At 54.6% G+C, this 12,102-nt stretch carries 11 protein-coding genes and 1 pseudogene; 3 read left to right on the top strand and 9 right to left on the bottom strand.

Annotated elements, in window-relative coordinates; all coding sequences use genetic code 11:
- Positions 1–7: 7 nt before the first annotated feature.
- Positions 8–661 (bottom strand): NAD(P)-dependent oxidoreductase, encoded by a 654-nt coding sequence (locus GGR71_RS12950; RefSeq protein ID WP_160963543.1) that lies wholly within the window; start codon positions 659–661, stop codon positions 8–10.
- Positions 662–665: 4 nt separating this feature from the next.
- On the bottom strand, positions 666–1,283 hold the full coding sequence (locus GGR71_RS12955; protein WP_160963541.1) for an FMN-dependent NADH-azoreductase: 618 nt from the start codon (positions 1,281–1,283) through the stop codon (positions 666–668).
- Positions 1,284–1,392: 109 nt separating this feature from the next.
- Between GGR71_RS12955 and GGR71_RS12960 the strand changes: the two genes are divergently transcribed.
- Positions 1,393–1,827, top strand: a complete 435-nt coding sequence (locus tag GGR71_RS12960) for a winged helix-turn-helix transcriptional regulator (RefSeq protein WP_160963539.1) — start codon at positions 1,393–1,395, stop codon at positions 1,825–1,827.
- 814 nt (positions 1,828–2,641) lie between these two features.
- Here the strand turns inward: GGR71_RS12960 and GGR71_RS12965 are convergent.
- The 7 genes and pseudogenes from GGR71_RS12965 to GGR71_RS12995 form a co-directional block, all read right to left on the bottom strand.
- Positions 2,642–3,781 carry a hypothetical protein gene (locus GGR71_RS12965; RefSeq protein ID WP_160963537.1) on the bottom strand — a complete coding sequence of 380 codons (1,140 nt, stop codon included), beginning with the start codon at positions 3,779–3,781 and terminating at the stop codon, positions 2,642–2,644.
- 15 nt (positions 3,782–3,796) lie between these two features.
- Positions 3,797–4,747: a phospholipase D-like domain-containing protein gene (locus GGR71_RS12970; RefSeq protein WP_160963535.1), complete on the bottom strand. Its 951-nt coding sequence runs from the start codon at positions 4,745–4,747 to the stop codon at positions 3,797–3,799.
- Positions 4,725–5,930, bottom strand: coding sequence for a hypothetical protein (locus tag GGR71_RS12975; RefSeq protein ID WP_160963533.1), 1,206 nt, complete (start codon positions 5,928–5,930; stop codon positions 4,725–4,727). The genes GGR71_RS12970 and GGR71_RS12975 overlap by 23 nt, the downstream gene beginning before the upstream one ends.
- Positions 5,905–7,296, bottom strand: coding sequence for an ATP-binding protein (locus tag GGR71_RS12980; RefSeq protein WP_160963531.1), 1,392 nt, complete (start codon positions 7,294–7,296; stop codon positions 5,905–5,907). The genes GGR71_RS12975 and GGR71_RS12980 overlap by 26 nt, the downstream gene beginning before the upstream one ends.
- Positions 7,280–9,031, bottom strand: a complete 1,752-nt coding sequence (locus GGR71_RS12985; protein WP_160963529.1) for a GNAT family N-acetyltransferase — start codon at positions 9,029–9,031, stop codon at positions 7,280–7,282. The genes GGR71_RS12980 and GGR71_RS12985 overlap by 17 nt, the downstream gene beginning before the upstream one ends.
- A 649-nt stretch (positions 9,032–9,680) precedes the next feature.
- The gene (locus GGR71_RS12990) at positions 9,681–9,911 is read right to left on the bottom strand and encodes a DUF2274 domain-containing protein (RefSeq protein ID WP_160963527.1); all 231 of its coding nucleotides are present in this window, start codon (positions 9,909–9,911) and stop codon (positions 9,681–9,683) included.
- Positions 9,908–10,333: pseudogene (locus GGR71_RS12995) on the bottom strand (TrbI/VirB10 family protein); the annotation flags it as partial. The gene GGR71_RS12990 and the pseudogene GGR71_RS12995, both read right to left, overlap by 4 nt.
- Positions 10,334–10,528: 195 nt before the next feature.
- Between GGR71_RS12995 and GGR71_RS13005 the strand changes: the two are divergent.
- Both GGR71_RS13005 and GGR71_RS13010 read left to right on the top strand, forming a co-directional pair.
- Positions 10,529–11,377, top strand: a complete 849-nt coding sequence (locus GGR71_RS13005) for a ParA family protein (RefSeq protein ID WP_160963525.1) — start codon at positions 10,529–10,531, stop codon at positions 11,375–11,377.
- A gap of 12 nt (positions 11,378–11,389) precedes the next feature.
- Positions 11,390–11,998 carry a hypothetical protein gene (locus GGR71_RS13010; protein ID WP_160963523.1) on the top strand — a complete coding sequence of 203 codons (609 nt, stop codon included), beginning with the start codon at positions 11,390–11,392 and terminating at the stop codon, positions 11,996–11,998.
- The last annotated feature ends 104 nt before the right edge of the window (positions 11,999–12,102 follow it).

Below are 12,102 nucleotides of genomic sequence, written 5' to 3' on the forward strand. Positions count from 1 at the left end.
CCCTTCTTCAACCATTGGCGATGCCGGGCGCGGCCCACACGAACTTCTTGTCAGTGATCTGACTCATCAGAAAATCCGCCAGATTTCCCCGGGAAAGTTTCGAACTGAGCTTGGTGCGTCCATACCAACCCACATCGATCTTTCCGTTCGCAGAGCCATCCTGAAGGAACGGAATCCGCACCAGTGTCCAGTCCAAATTCGAGTTGGCGATCAGTTCGCCCGTGGCTTCGATGTCGTCGTACGCTTTGCGGGCAATCACCTTGAACATCAGCGCGTTCGCGCGCGAGCCAAGATCAAACCCATCCTTGGGGTCGCGATAGGCGGCGGTGGAAATCTGGATAAGGCGGCGCACGCCGGCCTGCTGCATCGCGACGATGATGTTGGCCAGACCATGCATGACCGGCTTGTCGCCCTGCACCTTGAAACCGTTGGGGCCAAGCGCGCTGATGACCGCATCCGCCCCTCGAACGCACTGCGCGATGGCGTTGCGGTCCTGTAGGTCGCCGACCACGAGGTCGACCTTTCCCGCGAACGCGGCGAGCTTCCCGGCGTCACGCGTGTAGACCGACAGGTGATAGCCACGCTTCAAGGCGTCCTCGATGAGGTGCCGACCGGTCGGTCCGGTCGCGCCGAACAAGGCGATGCTCTTCTTCGCGGTCATGGGCTCACGCCGCCTTCGTCAGCAAGGCGGCGATGGTCGTTGCGGCCTTGTCGATGGCGGCGTTCACCGCATCGGGGCCGAGCACCGTGCCCTCGACGCGCACCACCTCGACATCGGTCAGGCCGATGAAGCCGAGCAGGTGCAGCAAATAGTTGGTCTGAAAATCGAACGGCGCCCAGGTCCCCTCCGAGAACACGCCTCCCGACGCGGTCACGAGATAGACCCTCTTGCCGGTCAGCAGCCCTTGCGGCCCGGTGTCGCCGTAGCCAAAAGTGACACGCGGCCAAGTGACGTGATCGAACCAGGCCTTGAGCTGCGAGGGCGGGCCGAAGTTGATCATGCCCGAGCCGAGCACGATCACGTCCGCGGCCTGCAACTCATCGACCAACGCCTGCGCGACCTCCACCGCCTCGGCCTGCTCCGGTGTGCGATCTTCGGGGGGCAGAATCCGGCCCTGGATATAGGCCGACGTAATGTGCGGCGGAGGATTCGCCGCGAGGTCGCGCACAGTCAGAGAGCCGCCAGAGCGAGCCTGGATGCCCTCGGCGATCTCTGTAGCGAAGCGCGTGGAGAGGCTGTCCGCCCCGCGCGGGCTGGACGTGACAAGTAGCGTGCGGCGCATGACGACTCCTAGGTATAAAATGAGAACCGAGTAATAAATGGATTCTCACTTACGAATCCATACAAAGGATGGTATGGTCCGTGCCGCTGACCCACAAGAAGGCACACGCATGTCACTTGGTCACATTGAGCCACCCGCCGAGTTGTCCGCGCCTGACGCAGGCGGTTGTCTGGCCACCCGTCAGATCCTGGATCGCATCGGCGACAAGTGGAGTCTCTACATCGTCGCCATGCTGGAGAACGGCCCGCAGCGCTTCAACGCATTGAAGCGTGGCATCGACGGCATTTCCCAGCGCATGCTGACCCTGACCTTGCGCGGACTGGAACGCGACGGACTGATCACGCGCACGCTGTATCCGACGATCCCGCCGCGCGTCGATTACGAACTGACCGACCTGGGACGCACGCTATTGAAGCCGGTCATGGCGCTGGTCCATTGGGCGAACGAGAACCAGGCCGCCATCGCCGAGGCGCATCAGCGCTTCGACGAGCAGCCGGAGCCGGATCAGGTCTTGGTTCAGGGGGTTGTGTACCAGCGTCGATAGGCGAGCGCAGGCTGCTGGCTTGCGCAATGCTGCGGCCTCGCTGGCGTCGTCGCCTTGCGCGGAAACGCGCGCGCGGCAGCGACAACTTGGGCGAGGAGCTGGCGCGTGGCGAACTGCACGCCGGGGATGCTTAGTGCATCGCCCAGCGGCATACGAGCCTGCCTTCCCTCAACTGCCAGCTGGCCGTACCGTCGCTGTCAGCGTGTCAGCGGACAGCAGAAGATGATGCCTGGCGCATGCACTGTGACACGCGCCCGACCACCGTCAAGTCGGATGTGCCTAGCGTCGCGCAAACGCAGAGAGGTCGATGCCTGGCTCGACCGCGGCGAGCACCACGCGCGAACAGCAAGCGACACCGGTGTGGCCGGCGAGCGCTATCCGCGATGATGCTGGCGCAACCGTAACCGATCGCTGGCGATGGTCCCCGAGGAACCGGGATTCACCCCACTCGATCATCAACAGCTCTCGTAAGTCCCTATATTTAAAGGGATTTACGGTGATCGACAGTGACTTTACCGTCTCCGTATACCGTCAAAAAACCGCGCTTAGCATTGGCGCGGATTATGGAGCGGTTTGCGGGGAATCGACGTTCTTACACATATTGTCAATCAGGAATCATCTTAACCCATCGCCGTTATGCTGAGGAACGAGATACACCCGAACAATTACTACCCTGACTGGCGCAACCTCGTGGGCATCGACATCACCCCCAAGGCCGTAATGTGTTCGCACTAGATAGACGCGTCAATGGGGGAGCCAATCGAGGCATGGACTACCAACAGCGTCGCCTCCAAACGTGTTCCCGAACGTCTGGCTAGTCATCAAGAATGAAGTCGAGAATTCCGTTGTCATCCATCACCGCCGAGTCCATAGGACCGGCACCAACGTCAACCTCGGCGAGCCGCATCTCCTCCAGCACCTGTTGCATTGTATTGACAACATCCCGCGGAGTAATCTGGCGCAAGTGCGAAACGATCTCCGCTACAGCGTCCTCGGTCAAGGGGAAGTAGCCTCTCTTCTCAGCCGCACCAAGATCGACCCTGTTTGATTTGAGGTCAAGCACGTCACGAATGAATGTCTTTGCTGCGTTCTGATCAAGGAAAGAAAACTCAATCTTCCTCGTCATGCGCGACAATACGTACTCGGTAAACAAGTGCTGTAGTGTATTGAGCTCGGCCGACGCGCCAATGATTAAACCGAACGCGTTTGGGCAGGCGTCATACAAATGCCGAAGTGTATCGTTTGTCTGCAGGGAGTCTTTTGCGGGCTGCCGGCTCAAATCGTCTAACTCGTCAACAAAGAGATAGACGGCCTGTGTAAATCGCTCCTTGTCAGACTCTCCAATTTCAAGAATAAGCAGGTTAACAATCTTCGAAAAGAGCGTTACTGCTTCATGGTCGCTGCCAAGATGCTTAACCAAAAATGCGGCCAACTGCTCCGTCTTTCCACCAGTTTGATAGATCGATTGCGCGAGAGCTCGTTGGTCTGGTATCTGGAAGAGACGATTGATAGCGTCGTCGGGTTGAATACCTGGGTGCGCTACAGTAACCTCAAGGATTTTCTTAGATAGCCAAGCATAATAATTGTGAAGGTCCTCCGGTAGTTGACCACTCTCAACGACGTCTTCCTTCAGCGCAAGATTTAGAGCGAGCTTTCCTTTGTCGCGCTTCAAAGTGGGAAGGTAGTAAGCCACGCCAGAAGATGTCTTCTTAACCCAATCCCTGCTCCAGAGGAGTGCATGTGACTTGCCCGTGCCCCATGTACCATAGAGCAGCACGAAACTCGTGAGGCCGACTTGGTCTGCCCTTACCCGCTTCAAGAGGCGCTCAAGTGCGGCTTGCTGTTTGTCGTAGCCAACCCAAATTCCGGCGCGGGGGTCATCTACACCGATAGCACTAGGACGAAACGGATTGTCTATGAGATTGCACGAGGCATAGTACTCTTTGGGGGTCATCTGAAATTTTCTCCTTTACTTCGCAAGGCTTGATCGAATAACATCTAGCTCGGTGCTCAGACCTGCTACATGCAAAAGAAATTGCTCAACGTCGGACCAGTCATCGGTTGGAACGTCATAAGACAATTCATATTGAATATTTTCAGATTGCAGACCTTTCGGATTCAACCCCTGCCAAGTCATGTTAGCCGAACCAACTACGATTAGATCTTTGTTTTTCTTCTGATCCGGATTGAGTTCATCTCGGTTGAGGATGAAAGCGTAGACTTTAGCATGCACTTCTTGGCAGAAGAAAACGTTGATTTGGCGCGCAGATAGTTGTTCGAAAAGAGAAATCTCTGAGGCGTTCGGTGGCTTGGAGATGAGCCAAACTGTCGCGCCGCCCTCAATCAGCTCGTCTAACATTTGCCCGAAGGCATGGGTTGGACGAAGAAGATCCATGCTGAGGTAGGGCGACATTAGATACACATCCCGATGCGGGAGAAATCGGCGCCCCAACAAATTTCCGTAAAGGAACCTATCCGCGTGATTGTTTAATAGACGCCTTTCCTTTAAAGAATTTTCCTGAACAACATCCTCAATGGCAAACTGCGCTTCGGCCATTTCTGCAATGGAGAAGTGATTTCCGGGAGCTATCCTCATCGCCTCTCGAATGGGATCTTGGACTATGTGATGACCACTCGTACCGTCGGGTGCCCCGAGGTTATCCTCGACTGAATGTGGGCCCACACGATATAGAAGGACACTATCTCCATTCTTAATATAGATTACTCGATACGCAGCTTTGCCTTGGCTAATATAGCGAATCCAACCATCTTTGATGCCGTGATACCGATGATCGTCCTTTGCTTGGACAATGAACTGACCACCCTTATCAAAGAGCTTTCGCAATACGCGCGATGCAACCTTTGCGTCGCCAATTTCGGTTAGGTTGCCGACGAATTCAGTGTGCAGAGATACTTTCACGACGCTTCACTGTAATAGCTAGCTCGATGGTCTGAGATGTACGGATGACCAAGTCTCCCTCAAGGGAGGCTGCGTCAAGCAGTGATCTCTCAAGAGTCACCGGAGCACCAGTGGTTTCCCCTTCGGCGTACCAAGTTGCACCGAGCACTTCCAACGGTAACTCGTTGCGGATCATGTTTCGGTTCTGGGACAGCGATCTGAAGTCATCGTACACCGCTGCAACATAAGACACGAAGGAGACTCCCGAAGGTGAACTGCTAGATGATGTCGCTGGTCGGCCACGCAGTCCCTCAGCAACAATCCGGATGAAGTCGAGCGTCGACTGGATCGGCATTGTCGAGAAAGTCCTAAGATCGAAGCGCGCTTTAGCGATCTCGAACGAGGTGGGCCAAACTAAGAACGGGCCCGCCCCACACCCAAAGTTGCTTTCCCGAAGCCATGAGAGTAGCCGAATGCCTTCCTCGGTGAGAGATCCGTGATAAAGACCTAGAGCCTCCGCCCAGCCCCGCCGAGTGACGAGAACCTTGTCTAGGTAATCACCCGATGGCTCCTCAAGACGCGTCAGGTCGAGCTTCTGCGGAAGACCGAAACCGGTCGTTCGATCTGTGAGCGGGCGTCCCTTCGCCAGCGAATCGAGGGTTTTTCCACCGGAGCTCCCACGATTCGTCCTCTGCCTGTCGATCGTAACCGCACGAAATACAGCCTCCTTCTCCTGATAGCTACCAAACACTGAAAAAAGAGCTTCTCGTTTGGAGCGGATAGCTTGCTGGAGTGAGCTTCTGAATTCCTCACTTCTAAAATTACTCGCAAGAGCATTGAGAAATATATCGCCGTCTTGTGCTATGACGGCCAGAAGCACCAAGAATCTGACTGCTCGCTCATATCCCTCGCCATCGAGCCGACGTGCAAGTATCCCGAGTGCCTCACCTATTGGACCTGGTATGGGATCGCGATTAACAATACGAACAACCCTCAAAGATGCGAAAACGTCACTGATATTGTCGCTCTTCAGACCCCAGTTTTCATGGACTAGTCGGACCCAATCAGCATAGCGAAAGCTCTCGCGAGCCGCGTAGGCCCGGCCAAAATCACCCGCGCGCACAACGAGGTTCTCCAGACCGACTGAATAGCCGATCTTCCGCATGAATATTGCGAAGTCAGCGGCTTGGGCTGTACCCACCATGTGCGGTAATCCTTGGTCTAATCTTCACAAGTATAGTGCGACTGGTTGAGTGATCTCCGATAAAGCAATCGCCAGAATCTAAATACCTCAAAATGTCGCCAAAATCACCGATCGTGACTCCCCCACTACGCAGTTGGCCAACCGACTTGGTTGGAATTCTCGAAATCGCAGCGTTCACATCGCTTTGGAACGTGAGACGATGGCTGAACGACAAATTTACTTGACTCAATATGCGATCGTCCACAGCAGACGGCTGTTGTGTAGCGAGGACCAATGATAGACCAGCATCTCGGCCTCGTTTGACATACTCAACTAGCGCGTCTCGAGCGGGGCTAGCATCACCTTTTCCAGCAACGACGTGCGCTTCATCAATGATGAGCCAACATCTAGATGGCAATTGTGGCTGCGGATCAGGCAAGTTCTGAAAGCGAGCAAGTTTCCGTTTAACATGATATTCCCCCATTCGATGAAAAAGCATCCTCGCCACGATCGCTGTAACAAGCGACTTATCCACGTCGGAGAGTTCTCGCAGCATTAGCACATTGCAAGAACCGTCCTGCACTAGTTGTTCGAATGTGAGCCCGTTCTTGTCAAAGAGTTGGGACGCTGCGTAGTCCTCGAGCTTATAGATGACAGCGTTGCGGCTGCTGTCTGCGACCCCAATCCAATTTGAGTCGCGCCGAACATCAGAGATGAGGTGGCTAACGTCGAAGTCGCTCCCCGCAAGGCGACCTAGGGCGCTCCTGAGAATGTGGCCCTGCGCGCTGTACACCTCTTGACCCAATAGCATGCACCAGTCACCCAGGGATACATCTCTAGGGCGCAGTGCGAACGCAACCTCTGTGCCAAGGAGACTTTGTGTGCCTCGCGGCACCCAGAGCTTAGCGTCTTTAAGTGCGTTAGGACTTATTTTCCACGACTCAAGACTAGCAATCTGGTCGACATGCTCAGGAACCTTGTCTGAAGGTGGGTGCTTTAATGTCCAAAACTGATTTTGTGTGTCGATAAGTATACTAGCAATCGGCTCTACTTCGCGTTGAACCGCACTATTGCGCGTGAGTTCGGATATTCCTTCAATGAGAACTCCGAGATCGAAACTCTTGCCGCTCCCACGAGTTCCGGTGATGTAGATAACATGGGGAAATGCGACGTCTAGCCATACGTCAGCACCTAACATGTTGGTTGTCGGACATGACTCAAATACCTTACCTATGTAGATCAAGTCTTGATCAGTCGGCTTTGACTTGGAGCTACCGACAACTATTCTGTTTTGTCTTGCAGAAAACGTTGATTTTATGATTGGGTCGAGCACAGCGTACGGGCTGGACTCGACGACGTTTCCGAATGAATCAAATGCCTTTTTCATAGAGACCATCCTGAAACTCCTTCATGCCCATTAGCAGGGTTTCACCGCCGGTGCGTACAACCAGTATGCGCTCTGGCGCCAAATCGGCTACGAAGTGAGAAACGTTTGCTGCTGCCGCCACAAGAACGATTCCATGTTGCTTTGCCAGTCGGCGAATTTGGGTAGAAATGACTGACGCGGTAACTGGATCAAGATTGGAGCAGAATTCGTCGATGACCCAGATATCGGCCCCACTCAGGAGGAGATCAGCGAGCATTGCCCGATATCTCTGTCCCATGCTAAGCATTGAGAAGGGTTTGATAAAGACCATTGCTTCGCTAAGGCCGACACGGCACAGTACGTCGAATGCTCGCTCAGCGCCATAGCGCTCTCCGAAGTACTGTAGTAGCGGAACGCTAGAAGGCAGTGACTCAAGTTCCGCAGCGCGCTTGCCTCCCCGTTCAATCCTTCCACGTAAAAGTAGGCCGTGAGTAGACTTACCGCAAATCGCATCTAGAAGGATGGACTTCCCCGCACCACTTGAGCCTGTAACAAGAAAAATGTTGCCAGCGGCCAACTCAATGTCAACCGGGCCAAGCAGCTTCGTGCGCAGTCTCGGGCTCTCAATACCGAAGCTGTCCATGGCCAATCGGACAAAGGCGGAGAGAGAGAGTTCGTGGTCGACCCATACCTCAATGGCTCTAAGACGGACTTGGGTTTTGTGTCGCTCGTTGACGACCCCTTCAGGAATAGCTTCTTGTGTCGTTGTCACTTGGTAACTTCCGTTGATACTTCTCAGCTTGGCGAGAGACGTGGTGACGTAGGACGCCGCTTGCGAGTCGAGACCGGCCAAGTGGTACGGAATTGGAAAGCGAAGAAGCGGCCGAAAGGCCAGCCATTCATCCGATGGCATTGCGCTGCGCGGATCATGCTTAACGAGAAGTTCCGAAAGAATGACCCGCGCTTCGTCAAAGCTGCGTCCCGTTTGTTCGCAGTATGCGCCAAAGGCCGCGTGATATCTTCGTTGAAGACTCATTATCTGAGACTTGCCAGATGCTCCCCGCTCGATACTGCGGAGATCCTTAAAGATTCGTTCCAAGTTACCTTCGGTGTCACCTATATGCAGGAGACCATGGCGGGTTACGAAGTCAACGTATCGGAGCATCTCCGCTGATATTTCGATAAACAGTGGACGCCTACCCCCGACGTGCCAACGACTGGCGGCATATTGTTTCGCTTGTTCAACCAACTGCGATGATATGCCAAGCCCACGGAACTCAGGATCCACAACGACGCGTGCTATCCGCACGATAAGATTCACATGCTGCTGGCCATCTCCAAGCCATGTCTTCCACTCGATCCCGGTAGCGGGATGGCTAAAGGGGAAGCTGAAGAGATTGTGCCGCGGCTTGCACATCATTAGCGGCATTTGTAGCTCGATATAGCCGACAACGCGGGACTTGCTTCCCACACGAAGTACCGCTAACACGACGCCTTTACGTCCACCTACCCCTTTGAGCCCATCATCTGTAACGCCCGGCTCTGTGTCCGTACTCCGGCCACGGTAGTGAAAGCTCTCGAGCCTTTCGTAGCTTTCATAATCGGCGGCAGACTCAATTTCGCGAAACTCAAGTTCGTAAGAGTCACCAGCCAACTGCATCTGGCCTTTCGCGACGTATGTTGGAACAATTTTGATCCAGTTTTTGCGCCCGACACCCTCCAACTCTACGAGTCGGGTCGTTGCAGGTGAGCGCATGCGAAGACGGTCTCCTGGACCTATCAGCGCAAAGCGCGGCAATACGAGCGTAGAAAGCCCACCAGCCTCGCCTCGGACGCTGATTAGCTTATTGTGATTCTTGGATCGTGTCGTCTGTACAGTGAAGATCGCCATTTTTTAGTTATTCGTTTCTAAGAAATCCTGACTGAAAGCACACACTTTGAATCAATTCCCTCATTTTTGACTAGAGCATCCGGCATTACCGAATCCTTTCCGAAGCTTTTTTGGCGTCAAAGACCGACGTGGCCTAAACCATCCGTTCGTCATTCAGCGCTCTTCCCTTTTTCTCTTGCATGCACCCCCTCTTGTTTTGGGGTCACAGGGCATACCGGTTGGGGCTTCGCAACCATTATCTCACAACCTTGTGGTGGCCATCCCAGTCTTCCGCCTCGCAGTGCCTACGAATTAGCCATTCGAGCATGTTCGCCATACTGCGGCCATCCCGCTCTGCGATGAAGGACAGGGAGGCCTTGACAGTTGAGTCCAAGCGAAACGCGGTAGGCTGATTTCGGATGCTCTTCATAGCTAGCACTGGCATTGCGATCTGCAATACATAAGTGATACATTATCCTCGCTACCTCTGCATTTACGCAACTGCTCGCCGCTTACCGAGATAGTGTTCGCTTCTTCAGGGCTGTTTCGCCGCTGCTTCCTTCTTGAACACCCGATCCCTGACCATAAACGCCTCCAGCATGTGCGGGATCAGCGTCACGGCATCGACGGTCTCACCATACGCCTGCGCGTGCAACGCGGCGTAGCGGTCGAGGTCGGCTTTCAGGCTGGCCGGGCAGGCAAAGGTCAGCTTGATGCTCTCGGTCTTGGGCAGTGGCCCCAGTCGCAGCTTCTTGGACGTGCTCATCGTGAAGTCCCCCGATTGAAGAACAGCGGCTGGTACGGCCGAAGCACCAGATCCCGGTTGACGATGATGCGCACCGGCAGGCCCGGTCGCTCTGTCAGCGTGGGCTGGATGTTGAGGTTGCGCCGGGTCATCTCCTGGCCGACCTGATTGATGCTGTCCTGCGCGCTGTCGCGCCCGGCGATGATGATGCGATCGCCATCCTGGCGGTTTTCCGGCGCGGCCAGCTCGGCGCCAACGCCCAGCAACGTGGTCAGCACCGCACCGGCGAAGATGCGATCCCAATGCCAATCGATGCCATCCTCCAAGCCGGCGTAGCCGGCCGGATCGGTGCCGGCCCGGTTGTCCAGCGTCAGCGAGGACGTGTCCGGCAGGATGATGCGGTTCCACACCACCTGCACCCGGCTTTGCCCATAGCTCACCTGTAGTAAGCTGGCCGAGCTTTGCGAGGTCATGGATGTGCATCCTCTGACGCTGCTGACTCTGGCCTATGCCGGCAACAACACGCAGGATGCTGATAAGTTGCTGGCGCATGTGCGCCAGCAGCTGGGGTGGTGCTGAAAAGATCTGCATCTGAAGGCGCAGAAATAATGGTCCGTGAACCTGACTAAGGAAAGGCGATGGCAAGACCAAACGGCCCACTGGCGTTATGTGTCATCAATCTAAAGGGCGGTGTTGGTAAATCTACCATCGCTGCCTTGCTTGCTCGCGACGCTTTTGGCATTAGGCAGAAGGACGTGCTTGCGATAGACCTAGATCCCCAAGCGAATCTCAGCCAAGCGCTAATGGGGCGCAGCTACAACACCTTCCTCACAGAGCGCCGCCCCTCAATTGTCGAGATTTTCAACGGTTATCAACCGCCCGCGCCCGGCCGAGCATCTACGGCGGCGCTGCCGGCTGATGCTGGCGTGGAGACAATTGCCCGTTTGGGTGATCGATCGATTCAATTGATCCCTTCGCGCTTTGACTTCTCCGACAATCTGACGAACTCTCTTCGACCAGATCCAAAAGTCCTAGCACGCTTCCTTGCGGGGAATTTTCAGCACAAAGACCTGATAATTATCGACTGTGCGCCAACCGAGTCCGTCCTGACACATGCGGCTTATCACGCAAGCGGCTTGGTACTTGTGCCTGTAAAGCCGGAGTTTTTCGCGACAATCGGGTTTCCGCTGCTTCAGCAGTCGCTTACCGACTTCTCGCACCGTAATCGCGGACATAATATTAAGGTTGCCGGAGTCGTTATAAACAATGCTTTCTATGACGGCGGCAATAACGGAGGCCCCGAGAAGGCACGCGCACTGAGAGAGGTGCGGATTGAGGCCAAACAGAATGGCTGGCCAGTTTTCAGAACAGAGATTCCTTTCTCGCGTGGCTTTCCCAAGATCATGCGTGGAGACCACAGTTATTCAGGAAATGCCGTGATGTTCCCGCGCTTTTCCAAAGAATTTTTTGATGCAATCGGATTGTAGGGCAGTAACATAATGAAGAAAAAATCTCATGGTAAGCACGACGATCTATTGGCATCGTTGTTAACACCATTACTACAGGAGTGGGGGCGTGACTCGGTGCTTGCTTGCATTCAGGAGCTCGAAACTTCCTCCTCACTCATAAAGCAGCAACAGCGGCCCAACAAGGTCGCTCAGAGTCAATCTCCTGGCAAGCCTAATGCAGTGGGAATCGCTAGCCGAACTGAGTTGCCCGTAGCAAAGCGTGATGCGCTGCTCAGTCTTGCGTCGCTTTTCGATCAAAAGCATTTCTTGCCTACCGCAGCAGACGTTCGGAGTTTTCTTGAACTGCGGACTCAGCACTCCGGGGCCATTAAGCAGCGACAGGAGGCTTTCCGCAAGGTCCTGACGCTATTAGCCAGTATGACTAACGAAGAGCTAGAACGCCTGATTGGCAGCAGCACTCATGCAGGTCCGACACAGCTCGGCCCACTTTCGGACGCAATCCGAGCCACCGGCGCGGTAATGCGATCCATTGATACTTCAAGCAACGACAGCAACAAGCAATCACCTGCAGGAGAATCAACGTCTGCGACCCACCCCGCTCGCAACCCAGACGATGACCAGAAGAATCCATCTAAATAGAATTTATGACCATGGACAAAAGCCACGGCACAAGTCGGCGTGATGATAGCCATCTGATGTATGGATGCGCACTTAGTTCATTTTGACTTTTTTGGCAGGTCATC

The organism is Xanthomonas sp. F1, assembly GCF_014199855.1.

Bases quoted from the DNA above. Each gene is read 5' to 3' on its own strand.
- GGR71_RS12950 (WP_160963543.1), bottom strand. From the start codon at position 661: ATGACCGCGAAGAAGAGCATCGCCTTGTTCGGCGCGACCGGACCGACC.
- GGR71_RS12955 (WP_160963541.1), bottom strand. From the start codon at position 1,283: ATGCGCCGCACGCTACTTGTCACGTCCAGCCCGCGCGGGGCGGACAGC.
- GGR71_RS12960 (WP_160963539.1), top strand. From the start codon at position 1,393: ATGTCACTTGGTCACATTGAGCCACCCGCCGAGTTGTCCGCGCCTGAC.
- GGR71_RS12965 (WP_160963537.1), bottom strand. From the start codon at position 3,781: ATGACCCCCAAAGAGTACTATGCCTCGTGCAATCTCATAGACAATCCG.
- GGR71_RS12975 (WP_160963533.1), bottom strand. From the start codon at position 5,930: ATGGTGGGTACAGCCCAAGCCGCTGACTTCGCAATATTCATGCGGAAG.
- GGR71_RS12980 (WP_160963531.1), bottom strand. From the start codon at position 7,296: ATGAAAAAGGCATTTGATTCATTCGGAAACGTCGTCGAGTCCAGCCCG.
- GGR71_RS12985 (WP_160963529.1), bottom strand. From the start codon at position 9,031: ATGCGCTCACCTGCAACGACCCGACTCGTAGAGTTGGAGGGTGTCGGG.
- GGR71_RS12990 (WP_160963527.1), bottom strand. From the start codon at position 9,911: ATGAGCACGTCCAAGAAGCTGCGACTGGGGCCACTGCCCAAGACCGAG.
- GGR71_RS13005 (WP_160963525.1), top strand. From the start codon at position 10,529: ATGGCAAGACCAAACGGCCCACTGGCGTTATGTGTCATCAATCTAAAG.
- GGR71_RS13010 (WP_160963523.1), top strand. From the start codon at position 11,390: ATGAAGAAAAAATCTCATGGTAAGCACGACGATCTATTGGCATCGTTG.